21 protein-coding genes are annotated in these 22905 nt (G+C 69.0%); 7 read left to right on the top strand and 14 right to left on the bottom strand.

Features of this window, described 5'->3' with window-relative positions; translation table 11 throughout:
- Window positions 1–609 precede the first annotated feature (609 nt).
- Window positions 610–2433, bottom strand: coding sequence for a hypothetical protein (locus NLF94_RS16715; protein WP_254838770.1), 1824 nt, complete (start codon window positions 2431–2433; stop codon window positions 610–612).
- Window positions 2434–2629: 196 nt separating this feature from the next.
- Between NLF94_RS16715 and NLF94_RS16710 the strand changes: the two genes are divergently transcribed.
- A complete protein-coding gene (locus NLF94_RS16710; RefSeq protein ID WP_254838769.1) occupies window positions 2630–2890 on the top strand; it encodes a DUF8044 family membrane protein in 261 nt (86 codons plus the stop codon).
- Between the two features lie 235 nt (window positions 2891–3125).
- On the opposite strand, the gene NLF94_RS16705 is transcribed toward NLF94_RS16710, so the two are convergent.
- The 7 genes from NLF94_RS16705 to NLF94_RS16675 all read right to left on the bottom strand — a co-directional run bounded on the left by NLF94_RS16705 (window position 3126) and on the right by NLF94_RS16675 (window position 12284).
- Window positions 3126–4055 carry a hypothetical protein gene (locus tag NLF94_RS16705; protein WP_254838768.1) on the bottom strand — a complete coding sequence of 310 codons (930 nt, stop codon included), beginning with the start codon at window positions 4053–4055 and terminating at the stop codon, window positions 3126–3128.
- A 112-nt stretch (window positions 4056–4167) separates the two neighbouring features.
- Window positions 4168–5151, bottom strand: coding sequence for a DUF1616 domain-containing protein (locus NLF94_RS16700; protein ID WP_254838767.1), 984 nt, complete (start codon window positions 5149–5151; stop codon window positions 4168–4170).
- Window positions 5152–5231: 80 nt separating this feature from the next.
- A complete protein-coding gene (locus tag NLF94_RS16695) occupies window positions 5232–7139 on the bottom strand; it encodes an alginate lyase family protein (protein ID WP_254838766.1) in 1908 nt (635 codons plus the stop codon).
- Window positions 7136–8434 (bottom strand): glycosyltransferase family 4 protein, encoded by a 1299-nt coding sequence (locus tag NLF94_RS16690; protein WP_254838765.1) that lies wholly within the window; start codon window positions 8432–8434, stop codon window positions 7136–7138. The genes NLF94_RS16695 and NLF94_RS16690 overlap by 4 nt, the downstream gene beginning before the upstream one ends.
- A gap of 41 nt (window positions 8435–8475) precedes the next feature.
- The gene (locus NLF94_RS16685; protein WP_254838764.1) at window positions 8476–9522 is read right to left on the bottom strand and encodes a glycosyltransferase family 2 protein; all 1047 of its coding nucleotides are present in this window, start codon (window positions 9520–9522) and stop codon (window positions 8476–8478) included.
- Window positions 9519–10700, bottom strand: a complete 1182-nt coding sequence (locus tag NLF94_RS16680; RefSeq protein WP_254838763.1) for an FG-GAP repeat domain-containing protein — start codon at window positions 10698–10700, stop codon at window positions 9519–9521. Before NLF94_RS16680 ends, NLF94_RS16685 begins: the two co-directional genes overlap by 4 nt.
- Window positions 10701–10781: 81 nt before the next feature.
- Window positions 10782–12284, bottom strand: a complete 1503-nt coding sequence (locus tag NLF94_RS16675) for a lipopolysaccharide biosynthesis protein (protein ID WP_254838762.1) — start codon at window positions 12282–12284, stop codon at window positions 10782–10784.
- Window positions 12285–12601: 317 nt separating this feature from the next.
- On the opposite strand from NLF94_RS16675, the gene NLF94_RS16670 reads away from it, so the two are divergent.
- Window positions 12602–13756 (top strand): glycosyltransferase, encoded by a 1155-nt coding sequence (locus NLF94_RS16670; protein ID WP_254838761.1) that lies wholly within the window; start codon window positions 12602–12604, stop codon window positions 13754–13756.
- Window positions 13757–13854: 98 nt separating this feature from the next.
- Window positions 13855–14772: a sugar phosphate isomerase/epimerase family protein gene (locus NLF94_RS16665; RefSeq protein ID WP_254838760.1), complete on the top strand. Its 918-nt coding sequence runs from the start codon at window positions 13855–13857 to the stop codon at window positions 14770–14772.
- Here the strand turns inward: NLF94_RS16665 and NLF94_RS16660 are convergent.
- From NLF94_RS16660 to NLF94_RS16650, 3 genes are all read right to left on the bottom strand, one after another.
- Window positions 14754–15374, bottom strand: coding sequence for a metal-dependent hydrolase (locus tag NLF94_RS16660; protein ID WP_254838759.1), 621 nt, complete (start codon window positions 15372–15374; stop codon window positions 14754–14756). The genes NLF94_RS16665 and NLF94_RS16660 overlap by 19 nt on opposite strands.
- Before the next feature lie 73 nt (window positions 15375–15447).
- Entirely contained in the window at window positions 15448–15858 is a 411-nt protein-coding gene (locus NLF94_RS16655; RefSeq protein WP_254838758.1) for a hypothetical protein, read from the bottom strand.
- A gap of 83 nt (window positions 15859–15941) precedes the next feature.
- Window positions 15942–17108 carry a Gfo/Idh/MocA family protein gene (locus tag NLF94_RS16650; protein WP_254838757.1) on the bottom strand — a complete coding sequence of 389 codons (1167 nt, stop codon included), beginning with the start codon at window positions 17106–17108 and terminating at the stop codon, window positions 15942–15944.
- Between the two features lie 271 nt (window positions 17109–17379).
- Between NLF94_RS16650 and NLF94_RS16645 the strand changes: the two genes are divergently transcribed.
- Window positions 17380–17664 (top strand): HalOD1 output domain-containing protein, encoded by a 285-nt coding sequence (locus tag NLF94_RS16645; protein ID WP_254838756.1) that lies wholly within the window; start codon window positions 17380–17382, stop codon window positions 17662–17664.
- Between the two features lie 7 nt (window positions 17665–17671).
- Here NLF94_RS16645 and NLF94_RS16640 read toward each other — a convergent pair whose 3' ends face one another.
- Window positions 17672–18214 carry a DUF7344 domain-containing protein gene (locus NLF94_RS16640; RefSeq protein ID WP_254838755.1) on the bottom strand — a complete coding sequence of 181 codons (543 nt, stop codon included), beginning with the start codon at window positions 18212–18214 and terminating at the stop codon, window positions 17672–17674.
- Between the two features lie 239 nt (window positions 18215–18453).
- Between NLF94_RS16640 and NLF94_RS16635 the strand changes: the two genes are divergently transcribed.
- A complete protein-coding gene (locus NLF94_RS16635) occupies window positions 18454–18789 on the top strand; it encodes a DUF5658 family protein (RefSeq protein ID WP_254838754.1) in 336 nt (111 codons plus the stop codon).
- A gap of 13 nt (window positions 18790–18802) precedes the next feature.
- On the opposite strand, the gene NLF94_RS16630 is transcribed toward NLF94_RS16635, so the two are convergent.
- Entirely contained in the window at window positions 18803–19120 is a 318-nt protein-coding gene (locus NLF94_RS16630; protein WP_254838753.1) for a HalOD1 output domain-containing protein, read from the bottom strand.
- A 152-nt stretch (window positions 19121–19272) separates the two neighbouring features.
- Window positions 19273–19503, bottom strand: a complete 231-nt coding sequence (locus NLF94_RS16625; protein ID WP_254838752.1) for a hypothetical protein — start codon at window positions 19501–19503, stop codon at window positions 19273–19275.
- A 225-nt stretch (window positions 19504–19728) separates the two neighbouring features.
- Between NLF94_RS16625 and NLF94_RS16620 the strand changes: the two genes are divergently transcribed.
- Together NLF94_RS16620 and ppsA are read left to right on the top strand one after the other, a co-directional pair.
- Entirely contained in the window at window positions 19729–20289 is a 561-nt protein-coding gene (locus NLF94_RS16620) for a DUF7344 domain-containing protein (protein WP_254838751.1), read from the top strand.
- Between the two features lie 299 nt (window positions 20290–20588).
- Window positions 20589–22850, top strand: coding sequence for a phosphoenolpyruvate synthase (gene ppsA / locus NLF94_RS16615; RefSeq protein ID WP_254838750.1), 2262 nt, complete (start codon window positions 20589–20591; stop codon window positions 22848–22850).
- The last annotated feature ends 55 nt before the right edge of the window (window positions 22851–22905 follow it).

Genomic DNA, 22905 nt, shown 5'->3' with positions numbered 1-22905 from the left:
GGTACCCTACGGCCCATAAGTGTTTCTTAACTTATATATTCATTACTCCCTGAATTCCACGTTGGAATACCGGAATATCGATGACTATCGTCGAAACTGTCACGTTCCGTATCGCCTCTCGAACCGGGGTCTCGGCCCCGATACCGGGGGACTGCCGGACAGTTAACGACCCATTACGGGACGGAAGAACGGTTGACCTCCTCCCACGGCTGACGCCGTGGGATTCCCACGTTGGGAGTTTCAGGTTTGCAGTCTCGTCGGCATGACGGGACTGCTGGCGGGGCCAAGCCGCCGTTACTCCTATCCCGGCATGGGATTCAGAGGTACCGTGTGTCGGAATCCACAGCCAGCGGCCCCGAAGGGGATTCCTTCAGATTCAGACGTGGTGTGGCCCGAATCCCGATATTATCCGTTTATTCGGGCGGCTCGACCGCCTCGGTACGGCCTTTTTACGCCCTACTCAACTATAAAACTCCGGGGCTGCGCACCCTCGTGGATAGATTCCCAGTTGTCGGCTTCATCCCTACCCGTGAACGGGTGGGCTTTCGCTTCGCTACCGCTGTAATTGCATCATACCACACTACAGCCGTTCCGATGGTCGCCGAGCGGTCACTGGGCCCGTGGAACCCGGCCGGCCGTCGTCGCTCGCTCGGCGTCCGTCGATCGACGCGTGCCGTTGACGAGGTAGGTGTCGAACTCGCCGTTGTCGTACACCTGCCCGACCGAGGAGTCGTACTCGAGGCGGTCGAAGTCGGCGGGGGTGTACTGCCACTGGTCGCGGTAGCCGGGGAACTTCGCGGGGTAGGTGATCCGGCCGAGCCGCGTCAGGACGAAGTAGCGATCCGACTCGTAACTCCGGCCGAGCGTCTCGTAGGTGGTGTAATTGAAGTGGGCGGGGGGATTCGTGTCGCTCCGGCGGACGGTCTCCGAGGACGTCTCCAGGCCGTTTCGCATGTCGTAGAACCGGTACTGGTCGATGCCGAACTCGTCGATGAGGAGCTCCTCGTTTCGGTTCTCGAAGGTCCACTCCATCCCGTCCAGTTCCATCTGTGTCACCTGCTGGTTGGTCTTTGCGACCAGCGGCGAACTGAACATGCTGGCGACCGACAGGAGCACGACCACCACGAGCAGCGCGCCGAGGGCGACGGCTACCGCCGCCCGTCCAGCGGTCCGGTCGGTTCGCTGCCAGACCGCGTACCAGGCCCCGCCGGCCAGCACCGCCGCGAAGATCTTCCCGAACGCCAGGGGTCGCCCGAACCCGACGATGAGGTCGTTCGTCAGGAAGACGACCGACAGCCCGGCGAACAGGACGGTCGTCGCGCCGAACACGGCGACGAATCGCCTCGGCTGCACTCGGCCCATCAGCCACCACAGGACCACGGCCGCGAGAAACGTCGTTGCGAGGCCGTAGAAGACCCCGGTAGCGCCGTACTCGAGGACCGCTATCTTGAGTACGTCGCTCATCTCCGCGGAGGTCCGCTCGACGGTGTCGACGGTCCCTTGCAGTTGCGATTCGCCTCCGCCCCGGCTCAGGAGGCCGGTGACGACGTTTCGGAACCGGATGAGGATGCCGACGAAGCTCAGGTACCACGCGCTGAAGACGACGACAGTGAGCGAGGCCACGTTCGTCGGCGACGGCGACGGTCCGTCCGCCGCCAGTACCCGCTCGCTGGCGGCGTACACCACGAGCGCGGCCAGGAAGAAAAGCGCCGTCAGCGGGTGGAAAAGCACCACGCCGACGACGGCGAGGACGAGCATCGCCCGAACCGGGACGGCGGCCGTCCGTCGTTCGGAGACGAGGAGGTACAGCGCGAAGGGCGTCAAAAGCAGGCTCAACACGAACGGCACCGCCGTTACGTGCGAGGAGCCGAGCACCGGAAGCAGCACGAACGGGAGGGCGAAGGCCGCCCGCTTTCGGTCGACGAACTGCGCCTCGACGAGGAGGTACATCGACCCCAGGAACACGACGGTGAAGGCGACGGGCAGGACGTTGATGAGTGTCATCGGCTCCAGTCCCGTGGCTCCCGACAGCGCCCCCACGAGCAGGTGCGTCGGCGGGTAGATGTTCCCCGCGATCCCGAACTCCCCGATGTCGTGGACCATCCCGAGGTGCGTCAGCACGTCCGCGCGCCCGTACACGGGATACCCCCGGACGTACGGCAGCAGCGTCAGCGTGACGACCGAGCCGATGGCGAGCATCGCCCCGAACGTCCCGAGGTCGTCGTTGTCGGCGCTCGAGAGCACGACCAGCTGTCCGGCGACGATGGCACCGACGATGGACACCCAGAAGTACCACGGGTAGGCGGTGTAGATGTAAATCTCGTAGCCGGACGCCGGTGGGACGGACAGAAGCACCGACACCGCCACGACCAGCAGGAACACTCCCAGGACCGCGAACAGCTTCGGTATCGGTTTCGATTCGTTGACTGACATGGTGTCCCCTGTCGACGGCGGTGGAAGCCGGTCGTCCGACGCTCCGTTCGCTCGGTCTAGCGGTCAATACCGCGTAGTAATGGGGCTGCTAATCCGTCTCCATCCGCGGGCCGTCGGGGGACGAACCGCTACCCTCCGGTCTACGCCGCGGGTAGGTGAGGAATAACGAGGTGGCTCGCCTCCCCCGGTATGGACGATGCCGAACGCCAACCGGGACAGGGTCGTGGTGACACAGGCGGCGTGGATGGTGGTCGCACTCGCGGCCCTCGTCGCGCTCGGGCGGTTCCTCGTCGAGACCTACTTCGTCGTCTCGTTCATCGGCCTGCTCGTGGCGATACAGCTTTTCGCCCCGCCAGAGGAACGGCCGGCCTGCTGGCGCCCGATTCGACTGCTCGTCGTCGTCTGCTTTCTGGTGTTCGGCTACCTCGTCTACCTCCGGTTCGCCGCGATAGTGTGATCGGTGATACAGCTAGTGACGTTGTTGTTCACCATGGGGTTCGAGATCATCCGAGAGAAAGACGCTGTCTTGGTCAGGGTCAAAGTATACTTCCAAGGCACGAAGCGTGCCGGCATAGGCAGCAGTCATCACGAACACGAATCCCATCAGAGCGGGGAGGATGTATTGGAGGGGCATTCTCAGAGTCCTACCGTGGCGGACTGGTAAAGACATACCGGTCACTACACACGGATAATTAGCAGTCCCGATTCAACGCCTCACGGGCCTCCACGAACTTCTCGTCGGCCGCGTCGAACGCTCCCTCGTCGTAGAGTTTTGCGCCGTCGAAGGCTAACTCCGCGGCGGTCCGATACCCCTCGATTCGACAGCGGCGCTGGATCAACTGCTGCTTGTAGCTGTCCGTGGCCCGCTGTTCGGCGGTGTCGTAATCCTCGAGTGCCCGGCCGAAAGACTGGAAGGCTTCCTCAAAGGCTGCAACCGCCTCTTCGTAGTCTTCGGAATCCACGCGACCGACGCCGTCGTCGTACCGCAACCGTCCGGTGGTTTCGTGCTCGTAGCCAGCGATGGCGGCCTTGACGGCGTCGAGTGTGTCGACGGACTGGACGAGGCGCTGACGCCACTCGACGAGCGTCAGATCCGTCTCCAGTGCCACGTCCATCTCTCGGGCGGACCGGACGTCACCGATCCCTGTATCGAGGCGCGTCCGGGCCGTGTCGAGGTCATCCGTCGCGGCGTCCAGTTCGGCCACGGCGTCCTCGCGGCGGCTGGCGTCGACGTACGACTCGGCCAACCCGAGGTGATCGCTGAGCGAGACGAGCGCGCCGTACCCCTTGGCGGTCGCCTCGATTGCATCGGCGACCGTTGCGAGATACTCGATTTGAGCTTGCTGGCGGTCGGTCGGATTGCTGTCCCGTGCCGTCTCGAGTGCCGCCCGACCTTCCTCGAGAGCGATCGTAACCGTCTCACTCGAGTAGTCTAGCCTGGTCTGCTGAAGGCTCCCTGTGTACCGGTCGAACTCGTCGATCGCCGTCTGGAAGCGCGCGGCCGCAGTCTGAACCGGATCGCCAGCAGTAGATGTCGGTGTCCTCTCGTCTCCCGGACCGGCGCAACCAGCTATGCCGGCCACCCCCACTGCAGCGCTCGAAAGCAGGGCTCGCCGTTTCATATCTTCGCGTACACGTCCGCTGATATAACAGTCCTCGGTAAGATCACTTCAGTTGGCCAGTCGGACGCTACTCTTCGCGGGGCGAGATTCGTCGTTCGCGCCAGTGCTTCGATTATCCGCCGCCCGCCGGCGTCACGTCGACCCACAGGTGAACCGAGCGGTAGGCGTTCGACGTCGAGGGGTCCGACGGCGCCGCACCGGCGTACAGCAGGTAGGTCAGTCGGAAGCCCTCGCCCGCGACGGTCGGTTCGACGGCGTGGCGGCGCTGGACCGTCTCGCCGGCCCCGGCGCGGACGCGGAAGCTGTCGACGCCGAACCGCTCGGTGACCGTCCGGCCCGCCTCGGTCCGCTCGACCCGCTGTAGCTGCACCACGACGGTGTAGGTGACGGGTTCGGCCTCCCGGTTGGCGACCCCGACGTGGAGCTCGGTCGGCTTCCCGACCGAGAGCTCGGTCGGGTAGCCGTCGGCGACCAACTCGCCGGAGTCGTTCTCGGCGAGGAGGTAGAACTCGGTGTAGCGCTCGCCGTTGTCCGTCGTCGCCACCGCGAGGCCGACGCCGGCGACGGCGACGGCCAGCCCGGCGACCAGCACGACGTTGACGACCGTCTCCCGGTTCGTGTCGGCGGCGAGACGGCTCCCGACCCGCTTCGGCAGCCCGGCGATGCCCGGCCGGAACCGACGGGGGGCGTCGGCTGCGAGCCGCCGCCAGATGGCGAGTTCCGCGAGCAGGAAGGTCACGATACCGACGGCGGCGACGGTGCTCTCGGGGTCGGGTCCCCACTGGGTGTAGTTCAGGAGGATGCCGACCAGCGGGACGGTGACGATGCTGAACCCGACCGCCAGGAGGAGTCGTTCGCCCATCGGAACCCGGCGCTCGTCGCCGTCGACGCCGACGACCGTCTCCCGGGGTATCAAAAGCGACACGAGCGCGTACCCCGGCGCGAACAGTATTAGCCCGATCCCGATGCCGACGCGTACCGGCGTCGGGAGCGTCCCCTCGACCAGCAGGGGGAACGTCCCCGCGACGGCCAGCAGTGCGACCCCCAGCAGGTCCAGCGAGTCCGCGACACTGCTCCAGGAACGCGTTCCGGACATATCCTCCGTACGGAACCGCGCCCCCAAAGGTAGGCCGTCGCTAACCCGCCTCGAGGCGGGTCTCGTCGCTCGGGGCCGCCTCACCGGGGTGCGAGCCGACGGCCCGGAAGCTCGTAGGTCCGGCCGTCGATCCGGAAGCGCTGTCGGCCGTCGGCGCCCCCCGCGAGCGCCGTCTCCTCGCCGGCGTCGACGGCGAGCGCCAGTCGAACCCTCCCGGAACCGGAGCCGTCCGACCGTGTCTCCACGACGGCGCGGTCGATTGCCTCGCCGAACCGGGGGTAGTACCGGCCGTCGGTTATCCGCAGCGTCGCCCCGCCGAGCGGCCGGACGCGGACCGGCCGGTCGCCGGTTTCCAGCCGGAGCCCCTCGCCGTCGGCGACCGGTTCGACGTCGGGATGGAGGTGGAGCCGGCTCCGGACCCGGCCGTCGACGTCGCCGGCCACCGCGTCGTCGAGGAGCCACCAGTCGTCGGCGGCGTAGACGGCGCGGTGGTGGGTGTAGGGCGCCTCCGCCAGCGGTCGCGCCTCGTAGCGGCCCTCGAACAGCGACACGTCGCCGGGTTCGAACCGTGTCTCGGGGGCGGGTCGCGGGCCGAGCAGGTACTGTCCGCCGAGCGGAATCGGCTCTACGTCCCCGACCTGAACGGTGTTGTGGGCGCGGACGCCTCGGGCGTAGTTCCGTCGGGGACCGCCGGTGTAGTCGAAGGTGCCAGTGTCGGTGATCACCTGCCGGCCGTCGACCCACAGCAGGACGGAGAGCGTGTCGCTGTGGGAGTGACCGGGGAGGTGTGACGGGCCGACCGGCCCGCCGTCGACGAGCATCGCGCCGGCGTCGGTCCGCAGCCACCGGTAGCCCGACGTCCCGGCGTCGACCTCCATCGAGAGCAGGCCGCTGTCGGTGTCGGGTCGGTGAGCGTCGACGCCGACGGCGGTCGCGTACCGGCGACAGGCCTCGAGCGAGAGCGACTCCCCGTGGACGGAATCGTTCAAAAGCGGGAGTTCGCCGTCCGGTGGCCGGAGGTACCGGAGGAACGCCGTCGCCTCGGCCGCTGCGTCGTTGAGAGCGTCGGGCACGGTGTGGTCCGTCCGTGCCAGCAGGTCGCGGGCCGTCAGCAGCCGCGTGAGGACGACGACGTGGTACATGGGGCTCCGCTCGTAGTGACAGCCGTCCGTGAGGAACTGCTCGCGGGCGGCGGTCTCCAGCACCGACGTCCCCGCGTCCGTCCAGTCGGACTCGTCGAACACCAGGCCGGCCGCCAGCAGCGCGACCCCGTTCTCGACGAGGTGGTTCCCGTCGACGTCGAACTCGACGTGGTTCCGGAGGAAGCAGGCGTTCTTGTAGGTCTCTCGCCGCAGCGTGCGCTCGAAGTCGGCGTCCGGGGCGTGTCGCTCGTGGAAGGCGAGATATCGGAGCCAGCGCTGGATTCGCAGCGACACCGCCCACGGCGTCCACCGCCGTCTGAGGTACCGCCGGCCGCCGACCGCCACCTCGTCCGCCCATCCCCGTATCCACCCGTCGAATCGCTCCCGGACCGATCCGGGGAGCCGGTCGGGATCGAACCCGTACAGCGCGTCCGAGAGCGGTTCGAAGCCGTAGAGCTTCAGCCGCCACTGCAGCGGGAGATCCTCGAGGCGGTCGCCTGCCCAGTCGACCGACCCGCCGTCGGCGATTCGGACGGACCGGTTCAGGAACTGCGGTTCCCCGTCGGCCGCCGCGCGGGCACGGTCCCGGCGGTGGCGGCGGTCCGCGCCGTCGAGACATCGCCGGATTGTCGCGGTGTTGTCGGCCACGGCGTCGGTCCGGGCCGGGGGATCGGCGGGGACGCGCCGCTCGTAGCGGCGGTCGAAGTCGACCGGCAGCGCGGGCACGAGGCGTTCCCTGGCGTGCCGCTCGAGGATGCCCGCGACCTGCCGCGGGCGCATCCGGGCCAGGGTGTGACCCCCGAGGTACAGCGTCCTGGCCGGCTCCGTACGGAGCAGCGACCTCACGGTACCGCCCCGTCCGCGTCGCGGTCGGCGGCCGGCGCGCCGTCGACGAGCGCCGAGAGTTCCTCGCCCAGTCGCTCGGCGAGCGCCCGGCGGTCGTGGTGTTCGACGACGTACGCGCGGCCCCGGCGGGCCATCCGCTCGCGGCGCCGGCGGTCCGAAAGCAGGTTGTCGAAGACGGCGGCGACTGCCGCCGGGTCGTTGTCGACGTGGACGGCGCCGCCCGACCGGTCGGCGAATCGCTCGATTTCGCCCCGGCCGGTCACCACCGTCGGGAGGCCACAGGCGAGGTACTCGTAGCTCTTGGTCGGCATCGCGTACGAGAGGGCCGCCGAATCGTCGAGCGGCGCGACGCCGACCGTCGCGTCGCTGAGGATACCGGGCACCTCGTCGCGGGGGACGGGATCGTCGAACCGGACGCGGTCGGCGACGCCGATGTCGGCGGCAAGCCGGCGCAGCGCCGAGGCCACGTCGCCGCCGCCCACCAACCGAAGGACGGCGTCCGAATCGAGGTGTGCCATCGCGCGAACGCAGGTCTCGAGGTCCTGGGCGCTCCCGAGGTTGCCGGTGTAGACGATGGTCCGGCCGCTGCCGTCGGTGGCGGCGCCCGCGCTCGCGGCCTCGTCGCCGGCCGTGTAGGGGTCGGTTCCCGTCCGGGGCCGGAAGCGGTCGGTGTCGACGCCGTTCGGGAGCGGGACCGTCTTCGCGGCGAGGTCGGCGCCGTACTCGGCGGCGACGGCCTCGCCGAGCGTCCCGGTCGTGACGGTGATGCGGTCGGCGGTCGCCAGGACGAACCGCTGGAACCGGCGGCTGACCCGCTCTATCGGGCTGCCGGCCTCGAGGTAGCCGAGCGAGATCGAGGCGTCTATCCAGAGATCCCGGACGTCGACCACCCAGGGGGTCCCGAGCGCGGCGGCCACGAGGCCGGCCGCCCCGGTCGATATCGGCGGCGTCGACGTGACGACGGCGTCGTAGCGGCGGCGGTGCCACAGCAGCCACAGGATGGCGTGGAGACCGAACAGGAGGTAGTAGGGGAGCCGGCGTGCCATGCCCGGGTCCTCGTCGGTCGGTTGCCAGGTCCACAGCCGGTGGACGGTGACGCCGTCGACGTGCTCGGTCCGGGCCCGGCGTCGGCTTCGGTCGAACTCGCCGGGCGGCAGCGTCGGCGGCGGCGCGAGCACGGTCACGTCCCACTCGTCGCCGAGGTTCGTCGCCGTGTCGTGGATTCGGGAGGCGTTGCCGCCGGTCTCGGGCGGGAACATCTGGGTGACGAATACCACTCGGGCGTCCTCGGTCATCGGACTCGTGTTGCCCGGTTCGGCACTTACCTATGGAGTCGCTAACGGGAGGTGACGCCGGCGAAGACGCGCCCGAGTTCCCTGGCCCGCCGGGCGAGACCGTGGGTGGGGCGGCCGCCGGCGGCGGCCAGCAGGTACAGCCCGAACTTCGGTTCGACGGGGTAGGCGGCGACGGCGGCCGCGAGGAACCGGCGCGCCTCCGCGTAGTCGCCGGTCACGAGCGCCGTCCGTCCGACCCGGTAGGCCGCCCAGCCGCGCATCTTCCGGTGGAAGCGCCGGCCGTACTCGGCGGCCAGCGGGCCGAACCGCTCGAGGAACCGCTCGTAGCCCCGGCGCTTCTTCTCGAGGTCATCGCTCAGCCGGCCGTGAGAGGTAAACTCGTAGACGGCCAGCGGTTCGGGCAGCCGTTTGAAGCCGGCCCGCCGAGAGAGGCTGACGTACCACGCCAGGTCTGCCCACGCCGGGAACGACTCGTCGAGCGGGACCGCCCTGGCGAGGTCGGCCCGGACCATCACGACCGACATGGTTCCGACGACGTTCCGGCAGAGCAGCGCCTTCGTCATGTCGCCCTCGACGGCGGGCGGGATTCGCTCGCCGGTGCCTTCCGGTTCGACGGTTCGCTTGCCGGTGTAGACGACGCCGACGTCGTCGCCGGCAGTCTCGAATGCGGCGACCTGGCGTTCGGTCTTCTCGGGGACCCATCGGTCGTCGTCGTCGAGGAAGGCGACGTACTCGCCGCTGGCGGCCTCGATGCCGGTGTTCCGGGCGGCGTTGACGCCGCGGTTCTCCTCGTGGCGACGACACCGGACCGCCGCGAGGTCACCGAGGTCCATCCCCGAGAGGGTCTCGGCGGCCGGCCGCTCGGAGTGGTCGTCGACGACGACGAGTTCGATCGGCTCGTAGGTCTGTGCGAGCACGCTCTCGACCGCCTTCCGGAGGTAAGACGGTCGGTCGTAGGTCGGCAGGACGACGCTGACCAGCGGCGCGTCCCCGTCGCGGTCGGCAGCGTCGGCACGGTCGGCCGTCGAGCGGTGCGGTCGGTCGGTGGCGGTGTCGGGCATCGGTTTCTCCATGAGGGCGGTCGTCACGGGCGGTTGTACCAGACGTCGACGTGGGCGTCGGCGCCGTAGGACTTGCCGACGAGGTCGATCCGTCCGTCGCCGTCGACGTCGACGGCCTTCGCCTCGTGGGTCGGGACGCCGCGTTCGACGACCGTCTCCTCGAAGCGGCCGTCGCCGCGGTTGCGGAACAGCAGGTGCCGGGCCTGGCCGTCCTCGCGGCCGTGGCCCATCTCGGCGACGTAGACGTCGGGGCTGCCGTCGCCGTCGAAGTCGGCGACCTGGAGGGTGTGGGGACAGTAGAGGTCCTCGGCGAGGCGGTGCGGCGTCCACTCGGGCGGGTCGAACCAGGCGACGCGGCCGGCGTCGCCGCCGAGCAGCGGCGAGTCGCCTTCCGAGAGCACCACCTCCGGGTCGCCGTCGCCGTCGAGGTCGGCGACGGCGACGCGGGTCCACTTCCAGCCGTCGACGATGGACTCGCGCTCCCAGCCGTCGGCGGTCACCCCGCCGTCGGTCTCGACGGCGGCGCCGGATCGTGGCTGCTCGACGGCCGCGGCCCGCCGGTAGACGTCGGTGCCTGCGAGGAGTTCCTCGCGGCCGTCGCCGTCGAGGTCGGCGATGGCCAGTCCCTCGGCGTGCGTGTCGCGGGCGAGGACGTGCCGGCAGTCGGCGGGCCACGGCGACCGGGTCGGGTCGTCCGGGACGTCGTAGTAGAAGACGGTCTCGCTCCGCTGTGAGGCGCCGACCAGTTCCGGTTCGCCGTCGCCGTCCACGTCGCCGAACGCGAGGTCGTGGTACTTCTCGAACGGGGAGCCGAGGTGGTGTTCGGTCCAGGGCTCGCGGGGGTCGGGAGGCTGTTCGAACCAGTAGAGGTCGCGGCCGCCGAGGCCCTGGCCGACGAAGAGGTCGAGCCGGCCGTTCCCCGTGACGTCGCCCATCGTCGTCCCGAGGGCCCGCAGGTCCGACCGCGGGGAGATGACGTGCCGCTCCCAGCCGGGGTTCTCGTACCAGAAGAGGTCCTTTTCGAGGCGGCGGAACAGCCGGCCGACCAGCGGCGCGCCGCTGCGTCCCAGTATCGGGAGCTTCTCGGCGCCCGTCCCGCCGACGACGACGTCGGGGCGGCCGTTCCCGGTGAGGTCGGTCGCGTGGCACCCAAAGAGCCGTCCGCAGGGTGGCGAGTCGTCGATGACCCGGTGTTCGAAGTTCATGTCGGTGTCGGACGAAGGAGACGGTTCCGGGTTAGTATGGAGTCGGTAACGCCGCCGGGCGAGAGGGAGACGGTGCCGTCCTCATCCGCGCACGCCGTCGGTTATCATCCGGAGGTTCCGCTCGATGCCCCAGTCGAAGCGGCGCTCCAGCAGGGCGGCGACGACGAAGTAGACGACGGCGCCGGACGGGACGAGGACGAGGAGTTCGACGAGGGGCGACACCTCGAGGACGCCGCGCGCGTAGTAGAGGCTCCCGAACATGATCGTGGCGGCGACGAAGGGGTAGACGTACTCCCGGTACAGCATCGCCGAACGGCCCTCGACCATCCGGGCGGCGAGGTAGACGTCGATGGGGAGCATCGGGAAGACGTAGACGCCGACGACGGTGAGGGCGGTGCCCTCGATGCCGAACCGGGCGGTCAGCGGCCAGATGAGGACGGCGAGACAGCAGACCCGCAGGGTGCCGAGCTTGGCGATGAGGTCGGGGCGACCCTGCGCCTTCCAGAGCGCGCCGAAGTTCCGGGTGATGGCGTGCAGGAGTCCGTAGAGCGCCAGCAGTTGCATCGTCGTGATCATCGGCGTCCACTCGCTGCCCAGCACCGCCGGGACGAAACTCGGTGCGACCAAGGCGATGCCGAACGCCATCGGGAACGCGACGAAGGCGGTCAACCGCGTCGACTGGACGAGCGCGCCGCGTAGCTCGTCGATGTCGTCCTGGAGCTGGGAGTACGCGGGGAAGGTGACCTTCGAAATGACGCTGGAGAACTCCCTGGCCGGCATGTCCGCGATGCGGTAGGCGTACTGGTAGAAGCCGAGGGCGGTCGCCGAGAGGAACCACCCGACGAAGGCGTCGTCACCCTGGCTGTAGACGTACCCGATGATGGACGAGCCGGTTATCCACTTGCCGTACTGGATGAGTTCCCGCGCCATTTCCAGGTCGAACGACGGCCACGGCCGGTAGTCGTGGAGGACGTACGACAGGAGGAACTTGGTCGCGGGACGGCTGACGGACGCGAACACCAGCGCCCACACGGTCGGGGAGTACAGCGCGTAGCCGACGCCGACGGCGAATTGCATCACGGCGCCGCTGGACTGGTAGACGAAGTCCCGGTGAAAGGAGAGGTCCTTCTGGAAGTAGACGACGCCGGGGTTCCGGAGACCGTAGAACACCGGCGAGAGTCCGAGCACCCGGATCAGCGGCGTCGCCCGGGGTTCGCCGAAGAACGTACCGACGTACGGCGCCGCCAGAAAGACGACGGCGAAGACCAGCAGGCCGCGCCCGATTTCCAGACACCAGGTGGTGTTGAGGTACTCGTCGACGTTCTCCTCTTTCTGCTGGACGAGGGCGGCGTTGAGGCCGATGTTCGTAAAGCGGCGCGTGGCCGCGAGCGTCAGAAGCGCCACGCCCATCAGCCCGAAGTCCCGCGGCGACAGCAGCCTCGCCAGCACGATCAGCATCAGTACCTGCGAGAGCCGCAGTGACATCTTGGTCGCCGACACCCAGACGCCGCTCTTGACCGACCGCTGGAGGACCGACCCCGTGGGAACCAGTCGCTCCAGCAACTCCCGGATGCGATCCTTCATGCCGGACCCTCCGCCCGACGAGGCGGGCGGCGCGTGCCGACGACTCCGTGTCTCATCGACCGAACACCCGGCGAGACGGAGGTTTGTTATACCCCGATTACCGCGGCGGGGCGAACCGTGGTAGCCGCACCCGTCGCCGTCGGTGCCGTCGCGCGGTTCGTACCGCCCTCCGAACCGGTAGCCCGTCCATACTTAACCCCGGAGGCGCCGTCGGTGCCGCCCATGTCAGTCAGGACCTGCCGACGGCCGTGCCGTCCGGGAGCGGCCGCCGTGACCACCGACAGCCGCGAGGGGCGGCCCGACCCCCGTCGGTCCGGATGACCGACGAGGACCTCACCGCGGTCCTCGTCGACGCCGACCGGTACCCGGAGAACCCCTACATGTCGCTCGTGGCGGGGGCCCTGGAGTCCCGCGGCGTGACGGTGCTTTCGCCGTCGCTGCCGCTTTTCTTCCCGCTGACGCGGAACGCGCTCCGGTACCCGGAGGCGGACGTCCTCTGTATCGACTGGGTGTACGACTACTACAACGTCAGCGACACCGGGAGCGACGCCCTCGACAGGGCCGCGACGTGGGTTCGCGCGGCGACGCTTCTCGTCGACCTGCTCGCCGTCTCGCTGCTGTCGGTCGCGGTCGTCCGGACGGTCCACAACGAGCGACACCACGAGGGGAAGTACCCCCGGACAGAGCGGGTCGTCAACGAGACGGTGTTCGCGGTCGCCGACGCGGTGACGGTGAAGTGCCGTGCCGCCGCCGAACGGATCGCGGCCGCCTACACGGTCCCCTCGGCGGCGGAACTTCACGTCGTCCCCGACGGCAGCTACGTGTCGGCCTACGAGAACGACGTCTCGCCGGCGACGGCCCGCGAGGAACTGTCGATTTCCGAGGGGGCGTTCGTCTACCTCTTCTTCGGTCTCGTCCGGGAGTACAAGGGCATCCCCGAACTCCTCGCGGCGTTCGGGGAACTCGACGTGCCGGACGCCGAACTGTGGGTGGTCGGCAGCCCCAAGAGCGACGCCCTGGGCGGGGAGATAGACGCCCTGGCCGCGGGGACGGGGAACGTCCGGACGGTCCTCGAGTTCGTCCCCGACGAGCGGATCCAGTACTACCTGAACGCGGCCGATGTCCTGGTGTTGCCGTACCGGGACGTTCTCAACTCGGGGTCGGCCCATCTGGGCTGTACGTTCGGCCTGCCGGTCGTGGCGCCGGCGATGGGCTGTCTGCCGGCGGCGCTGTCGGCGGCCAACGACGACCTCCTGTACGATCCCGGCGCGCCGGACGGACTCCGGCGGGCGCTCCGGCGCGCACACGAACACCCCGACCTGGAGGGCGTCGGCCGGGCGAACTACCGGCACGCGGTCGCAAACGACTGGCCGGAGACGGCAGAGCGGCTAGTCGCGGTCTACCGGCAGGCACTGGAGCGGTCGTCCGCGGTCGGCGCCGCCGAGCCCGATCCGTTCCGGGAGGACGCCTGAGCCGGGGCGCGTCTTCCAGCCCGCCCAGCGAGCCGGTCCGTGGACGAACTAGCGTAGCCGTCGGGTAACGAAACCCAATGCCCACCCGGGAATTGCCGATGACAGCCGAGTCGACATCGACGGCGGACGGTCCCGGACCCCCACGAACAGCGATCCAGCTACACACGCTCGCGTCGATGTCGGCTCCGCTGGAGACGGTCGTCCGCCGGGTCGCGGCGGCGGGCTACGACGGCGTCGAGTTCGCCGGGCGGTTCCTCGAGACAGACCCCGAGCCGGTTCGGACGGCGCTCGCGGAGACGGGCATTGAACCGGTCGCGGCCCACGTAGGGCTCTCGCGGCTCGAGACCGACCCGAAGTGGGTAATCGACCGGTGTCTGTCGGTCGGGTGCCGGCGCGTCGTCGTCCCACACGTCGGCGCGGGCCACTTCCGGACGACGGCCCGGGTCGACGTGCTCGCGGGTCGGCTGGCCGAGCTGTCGGACCTGCTCGCCCCCGCCGGCATCGAACTCACGTACCACAACACTCTGGCGACGCTGTCGCCGCCGCTGGACCGGTTCGGTCTCGGGCGGGTGTCGGCGGTCCCGCTGCCCGGTGGCTGGCGCCGGGTCGCCGCCGGCCTGGAGCGCGCCACGGGGGGCGTCGAGGCGGGGGCCGACCGAACCGCGCTCGGCAGGCTCATCGAGCGGACGCCCGAGGCGGTCACCTTCGAGATCGACGTCGGATGGGTCGCGGCCGCGGGGTACGACCCGGTCGCGGTCATGGAGCTACTCGGCGAGCGGCTGGCGGTGGTCCACGTCGCCGACGTCGAGGCGACGGGCCGGTTCCTGCGGTCGTTCGCCCCGGTCACGCCGGGCGAGGGGCTGGTCGATCTCGAGCGGGTGCTGCCGGCCGCCAGGTCGAGCGGCGCCGACTGGCTCGTCTTCGAGAACGACGACCCCGCCGATCCCGAACAATCGATCCGGCAGGGCGTTCGAGTCCTGTCACAGCACGCGGGAGGTCAGGAGAGTCGGAGGTAGCCGGCGATGTACCGGATGGGGACGGCCAGGAGCCGCAGGCCGGGGAGCCCGTCGTAGAGCCACAGCAGCCCGCCGACCGCGACCGTCCCGACCTGCAGCGCCACGCCCGTCGTCACCTCGAGGGCGAGCAGCTGGACGGCGTATTCGGTCAGGAGGCTGTAGACGCCGTCCAGAAAGGAGCCGTGGTCGGCGTCGACCGCGGGATCACTTCGCGGCCACAGGACCGGCGCGAGGTAGAGCCGCCCCCGCGACAGCGAGGCCGGGACGACGTCGCCGGGGAGGTGCAACAGGTAGCCGAAGCCGAAGGCGACGCCGACCGCGCCGACGCCGCGGTGCCGTGCGACCGCGTACACGAACAGCGCGACCGGGACGGCGAGGAAGACCGAGTGGGCGGGACCCCACCCGGTCTCGACGAGGCCGAACTGCCAGGCCAGCGGCTTGTCGACGAGGTCCGGAAAGAGGGTGCCGACTGCCAGCGCGGCCGCCGGCCAGCCGGTCGGCGCCGACCGGTAGGCGAGGTGGACGTACGGGGAGTAGAAGACGTACGCAAAGAGGACGTGTTCCCAGGGCCACATCGACTCGGAGGAGGCGTGTTCGCTCATTAGTTATACGACCGCTACGGCCGGGACGGACGCGCCGCTGGCCGTACCGGGCCTCGTGGTGCCGGCGCCCTCGTTACCGCTCGGTCCCGACCCGGACCTCGGCGTCGCCGTCGACGGCCAGGTCGCGTATCTCGCCGTCGAACCGGTAGCGCCTGTTGCCGTCGCTGACGACGCCCTCGGCGCTGCTGCCGGAGATGCGGGCGTCGTCGCTGCCGTCGGCGGCGGCGAGCGTCCCGGCGACGGTGAGTTCGTACCGCGAGACGCCGTCGCCACCGCGTATCAGTAGCCAGCTGTCGGTCTCGTCGTCCTCGTGGCTCGTCGTCGCCGACGCCGCCGTCCGGCCGGCGGCGACCAGTGCCGTCAGCGCCGCCGCGGCGAGCCGGAGGTAGGGTCGTCGTTCGAGCACTGTGCGGGCCGCGTCGTCTTCGTGGTCCGGGGTCGTGGCTCTCTCGGAGTCACGCTCCCGCCTCAGCCTGTGTGCCATGCGAGCGGTACTGCGGGGGAGGGGAGAATAAGTATTATGCCCGGCTTACGTTCTCTACGACGTGATTGTCGCGGACGCGGACACTACTCGGCGGACGATTCCGCGACCGGTGGCCGCTCTCCGGCGGCCAGTTCGCCGGCCTCGTACATCGCCTCCAGCGGGTTGCCGTCGATCTCCAGCGGCAGGTGGACGCGCCCGCGCCGACGGCTGGACTCCCAGCTTGCGAAGGCGAGTTCGGTCCCGCGGAGGACCCGCCGGCCCGAGACGAGCGGCTCCTCGCCGGCGTCCAGCGTCTCCACGAGGTGATCGATGGCGCGCTCGTAGTGGGTCGGCGGGGGCGCAAAGCGGTCGCCGCCGACCCCGAGGACGCTGGTCAGCTTCCGGGCGACGATGTCGAGACGGCTGCTGCCGGGGCTGAACACCGTCTCGTTGTGCGTGTCGACGGCACGCCAGCCGCCGCCGGTCCGCATCCGCAGCGGCGGGCCGTCGTCGGGCTGGATCTCGATCTCGCCGTCGGTGCCGACGAGCCGGAGGTAGGCGTCGACGAGCGTCTCGCCGTCCTCGGCGGTCGAGGCGAAGCCGACGGTCCCGTCGGCGTAGCGCCACTGCGCGACGGCGCGGGTCTCGTTGAGCGTGCCGAACCAGCGGTTCTCGTGGGCCAGGTCGACGCCGGCCAGCACCCACTCGACCCGCTCACCGTCGGTGAGGAAGTCACAGAGGTCGAAACAGTGGGTGCCGGCGTCGAAGAGGTTCACCTCCGACCACTCGATCCGGCGGAGGTCGCCGATGGCACCCTCCGCGAGCAGTTCCTTCGCCCGCCGGACCGGTTCGGCGAAGCGGCGCTGGTGGTCGATGGTCAACTGGACGCCGGCCGTCTCGCAGGCGTCGACCATCCGGCGGCAGTCCCCCCAGGTGGTCGCCATCGGCTTCTCGCAGTGGACGGCCTCGACGGACGGCGCCGACGCACAGTCGACGACGAGGTCGGCGTGGGCGGCCGGCGGGACGCAGACGCTGACGATGTCCGGTTCGGCCGCCTCCAGCATCGTCTCGTGGTCCTCGTAGACGCCGTCGACGTCGAAGCGGTCGGCGAACGCCTCGGCGTTCTCGGGGACGATGTCGGCGCAGGCGACGAGCGCACACGATTCGAGCCGCCGGTATCCGTCGGCGTGGCGGTACGCCATCGCGTAGCCCTCGCGGCTCCGTTCCTCGGGGTCGGGACCCGTCCCGATCACCGCGACTCGGTAGGTCATGGGTGGCGGTAGCCGGAGTCGAACAATGAGTATACGCGCGCTAACCGCCGGCGGCAGGCCGTCCGTCGTCCGGCGCCTCGGCTCTCCGGTCGAGATGGCCCCCCCAAAAGCACGGCCCACAGGTGCTGGCACACAAGCTGACGGGCGAGTGCGGAGGGGCCACCAGAACGTAGGGACCCCGCGAGTATAAACCCCGAGCCTCGACCGAGAAACTGCCGAGTTCGTGACGGAACCGAGCGTTTTTAGGAAAGTTGGCTCGAACGGAGCGTAAATGACGCATCCGACCGAGCAGAAAACGGAGCAGGGAGACGGGAACGCCGCACGGTTCGATTTCGACCCCTCGACCGACGACGTGGTCGTCCGGATCGTCGAGGCGATCGACGAAGTCGGGGCCACCGACGGAGTCGGTCAGGACCGCGTCCTGCACGACGCCATCGATCCGGACGCGCTCAGGCAGTGTCTCGACACGGGCGGGGCGGACGCCGAGGTTTCGTTCCGGTTCGGGCCGTACTCGGTGACGGCGGCGGGCGAAGGGGAGATCGTCGTCGCCCGCTGACGGGAGTTCACTCCCGCTCGAGGGGTATCCTCACCGTGTCCTTCCGGTACCACCGCGCGTGGGCGTAGTGGACGAGACTCAAAGCCGCGACAGCGACGAGCACGCCGAGGCCGACCTGTGCGGGCCCTACGACCCGGAAGTCGACAGCGAACGCGATGGCGTAGAGGATCAGCCCGCCGCCACCGAAGACGAGATACAACCACCGCCAGGGGATCCGGTTCGGCTCCGAGTCGAAGTACGCCGCGAGTTCGCCGAGTCTGTCCGTCGGGCGCACGACGCCGGAATCGCCGTCGTACGTGATGATACCGGACTCCTCGAGCTTCGGAATGTGGGTCTGGTACAGCGAGACGTAGGTCCGCTTCCGCTGCTTGTCGGAGAGTTCCTCCGCCGGGATACCGTTCTCGACTGCGGACAGTTCGGTTGCCAGGTCCCCGAGCTTGATGCCGTCGTCGGCCTCCTGGAGGCGCCGGAGTACGAACCGACGACGGGCGTTGCTCAGCAGGTCGAACGCTGTGTCGTGGGAGATCGGTCCCGTCGAATCTTCGCTCATTTGGCGTTCCCGGAGAGGGCGGTTCCGGCGATGGCTTCCTTTTACCCGGCATACCTTTTGTTAGATGTACGCTAGCGACCGTTCGATCGGCCGGAAACCGGGCGTTACGCCCCGAATTCGGGCGTTCGAGGGCATCGACTGGCGTTCGCTGGTGGAACGCTCCCTTCGATCCACCTCTCGGTCGCGGCCGCCGGTTTGGGACTCGATAACGAAGCGGGCCGCCATCCTACCGCGACCCGATGGATTTCGGCCGTCTCCCGTTCCAGTCCCGCGGCGTCCAGCCGTGGCTGTGGCTCCTCGCCGTCCTCCTGTTCGGGGTCGGAGACGTCGTTTCGACGGCCGCCGGACTGTTCGCGGGCGGCGTCGAGGCGAACCCGGTCGTCGTCGGCGCCGTCGACCGGTACGGGATCGTCGCGGTCGTGTTGCTGAAGGGTGTGGTGTTCGGTCTGTGTTACGCCGTCTGGCGGCACGCACCGGAGCTGTACCGTGCCGGAATCCCGGCGGCGCTGGCGACGGTCGGAGCGGCCGTGACGGGGTGGAACCTCGCGGTGCTGTCGGTCCTGCTCCGGGCCTGATGCGGGGCGGCGATCAGCCGTCGATCCGGTCGGTTTCGTACGCCGGACGGGCGACGACCTCGCCCGTCCCGTGGAGGGTCACCAGCTCCCCCGCGAAGGTGAACGAGACGGTGATGTCGGATCGGTCGTCGGTCGAACCGGCGATGAGAGAATCGAGGGCGTCGGGATCGAGCGTCCCGTAGAGCGGCTCGATGTCGGTGGCGTCGGCGTCGGCGGCGCTGGCGACGGTCTCGACGACCGCGGTCGAGGGCGTCGTCCGTTCCCAGTCGTACTGGGTGCGAACCTCGTTTTCGTCATCGGGTAGTTCCGACCGTTCCGCTCCGTTTTCCATGCAGTGTGGGGCGGCGGCACATGGTATAAATCCGTTGTTATTATTTGAGTTACGATCACACTCCCTCGTCCTCTGACGGCCCTTCCGACTGTCCCGATCAGGGCGGCGGCGTCCCGGGGGTCGCCCGACAGTGTCGACGTTCCACCGGGGGCTCACTCTGCCTCCCGCAGTAGCACGTCGAGTTCGTAGATGGTGATGGGAACCAGACAGAACCCGACGAACATCAGGCCGAGTTCCACGTCCCGTTCGCCGAGGGCGTTCATGTGAACCGTCACCTGGTCGGACCCGACGAGCCACGCGAGAACGAAGAGGTGGAGAACCAGCGTCACCGACACCAGCATGAAGCAGAACCCGACGACTGCGGCCAGGCGACGGAGCGTCATACCGGATACTGGACCGACACGCCTATCGTTAGTTGCGCGATACACCTCTCGCGGCGCCGCCGCCCGCCGAATACGGGCGAGTTACGGTCCGGGACGGCGTTAAATTCGACGTATCGTCGTCGTAGATGGGGGGGGGGCGGGCACACGTACACGAATAATCTGATTTTATCTCGAAATATGGCCATTATATTTATAACTCTCGGGGGAGTGTCGAGACAAGACAGCATGGTTGCTGCAGCACCATCCGACCGCGATGCCGAAGGGACCACGCAGCCCACGTCAGAAACGGACTCGGACGGTGATGCGGCAGCCACCAGGCCAGTCCCCTCTCTCGACGTCGTCTTCGACGTCCTTCAGAACCGCCGCCGTCGACTCGTCCTCGAGGCCCTCGCGGAACGGGACGGCGCCACGACGCTCGGCGAACTGGCCGAACACATCGCCGGCATCGAGAACGACAAGCCGCCCGAGGCGCTGGACTCCCAGGAGCGAAAGCGCGTCTACGTGGGGCTGTACCAGTCCCACCTCCCGAAGATGGACGACGCCGGGGCGATCCGGTTCGACGGCGACCGCGGCTCGGTCGAACGCGGCCCCCACATCGAGGAGTTCCGGCAGTACCTCGATGGAAACGCCGACGACGACGCGCTCTACACCTACTACTTCGGAGTGGCCGCAGCGAGCGGCCTGGGCCTCGCCGTCGCGCTGTTCGCCAGCGGGATGGTCGCCGCGGTGTCCATCGCGTTGCTCGTCGTCCTGGTTGGCGTCGCCGGGGCGCGGGTGACCCTCTGATCCGACCGTCCGATCCGAGGCGGAGGGACCCGGTATCCGGCAGCTACCACCGATAGAACGCGACTAACCAAGACCCCTGCCGACGTAGCGTCGAGCACCCACCGCGTCGGGAGCAACGACCCCCCACCACGGAGGCGGTGTCCCCACCACTGCTCTCTCCCCCCACGCTTCCGACGTCGGTGGGGTTTTTCACGCCCCCACCGGCGGCACCGGGCGGGCCACAGGCACCGAATCGGGCGGCCGCGCGGCGGGAACGAAGCATCTATCACCGAGGCTGGCGACACCTCGGACAAACAGACATGGCTGGACCTGACACCGTGCGCTGGCTGGACGACATCCGGTCCGACGACATCGGGTCGGTCGGCGGAAAGGGGGCCTCGCTCGGCGAGATGACCGCCGCGGGGCTGCCCGTCCCGCCCGGGTTCGTCGTCACCGCCGAGACCTACCGGACCTTCATCGAGGAGACGGGAATCGACGAGGAACTCTTCGAGGCCGTCGACGTCGATTCCGAGGACTCGACGGCGCTGGCGGAGGCCGAGGCGAAGGCCAAGGAACTCGTCCTCGAGACCGAGTTGCCCGAGGAGGTCCGCGAGCGGATCCTGTCGACCTACGACGATCTGGACGACGGCGAGGCGTTCGTCGCCGTCCGGTCGTCTGCGACGCTGGAGGATCTGGAAGGTCATTCCTTCGCCGGTCAGCAGGAAACGTTCTTGAACGTCTCCCGGGAGGATCTCATCGACCGCGTAAAACGGTGCTGGGCGTCGCTTTTTACCCAGCGGGCCATCTACTACCGCAACGAGCGTGGGTTCGGTCACAACGTCGTCGACATCGCCGTCGTCGTCCAGAAGATGGTCGACGCCGACAAGTCCGGCGTCATGTTCACCTCCCACCCCTCGACGGGGGAGCCGAAGCTCATCATCGAGGCCGCCTGGGGCCTCGGCGAGGCCGTCGTCTCCGGCTCCGTCTCGCCGGACAACTACGTCGTCGACCGGGAGACGGGCGAGACGCTCGAGACCACCGTCGCCGACAAGAAGGTGATGATGGTCAAAGACGAGTCGACCGGCGAGACCGTCGAGCGCGAGGTCCCCGAGGACCGCCGCAACGCCCAGGTGCTCGACGGCGACGAGATAGACCGGCTCGTCGAACTCGGCGAGCGTGCCGAGGACCACTACGACGAACCCCAGGACGTCGAGTGGGCCATCGTCGGGGACGAGGTCTTCATGCTGCAGTCGAGACCCATCACGACCATCTCCGAGGAGGCCGCCGAGGAGGCCGCCGCGGACGGCAACGGCGACGTGCTGGTCTCGGGGCTGGGCGCCTCGCCCGGCATCGCCTCCGGCCCGGCACGGGTCGTCGAAAAACTCGACCAGCTCGACAAGGTCGGCGAGGGCGACATCATCGTCACCGAGATGACGACGCCGGACATGGTGCCGGCGATGAAGCGAGCCAGCGGCATCATCACCGACGAGGGCGGCATGACCAGCCACGCCGCCATCGTCTCGCGGGAACTCGGCGTTCCCGCCATCGTCGGTTGCGGCACGGGCACCGACGCCCTCGGCGACGGCCAGGTCGTCACCATCGACGGCGACAAGGGCAGCGTCACCGAGGGCGCGACCGACGCCGAGGAGGAGGCCGAACCCCTGGAGGACGTCCGGCCGCAGAACCCGGTCAAGCCGATGACCGCCACCGAGGTGAAGGTCAACGTCTCCATCCCGGAGGCCGCCGAGCGCGCGGCCGCGACGGGCGCCGACGGTGTCGGCCTGCTCCGGACCGAGCACATGATCCTGTCGACGAACAAGACGCCCGAGCGGTACATCGACGACCACGGCGCCGAGGCCTACGTCGACGAGATAGTCGGGGGTATCCGGGGCGTCGCCGACGAGTTCTACCCGCGACCCGTCCGGGTGCGGACGCTGGACGCGCCCACCGACGAGTTCCGGCAACTGGAGGGCGGCGAGGACGAACCCCACGAGCACAACCCGATGCTGGGCTACCGGGGGATTCGCCGGAGCCTCGACCGGCCCGACGTCTTCAGACACGAACTGGAGGCGTTCCGTCGGCTCTACGAGATGGGGTACGACAACGTCGAGATCATGTTCCCGCTGGTCAACGACGCCGAGGACGTCGTGCGGGCGCGGAACCTCATGGAGGAGGCGGGCATCGACCCCGGCAAGCGGACCTGGGGCGTGATGATAGAGACGCCCGCCTCGGCGCTCGGAGTCGAGGGGATGGCCGAGGCCGGCATCGACTTCGCCTCCTTCGGCACCAACGACCTCACCCAGTACACGCTCGCCGTGGACCGGAACAACGGCAACGTCGCCGACCGGTTCGACGAACTCCACCCGGCCGTACTGGACCTCATCTCGACGACTATCGAGACGTGCCGCGAGCACGACGTCGCCACGAGCATCTGCGGGCAGGCGGGGTCGAAACCCGAGATGGTCCGGTTCCTCGTCAACGAGGGTGTCTCCTCCATCTCGGCGAACATCGACGCGGTCCGGGACGTCCAACACGAGGTCAAGCGGGTCGAGCAGAAACTCCTGCTCGATTCGGTCCGCTGACGCGGCCCCCCGTTTCGGGTCGGCCCGTATCGCGCCCCTTTTATTCGGCCGGTCC

Source organism: Natronomonas marina (genome assembly GCF_024298905.1).
In the GTDB taxonomy this organism is placed as follows: Archaea; Halobacteriota; Halobacteria; order Halobacteriales; family Haloarculaceae; genus Natronomonas; species Natronomonas marina.
Note: the sequence above shows the minus strand (reverse complement) of the source record. Positions and strands in the feature narration are given on the sequence as shown.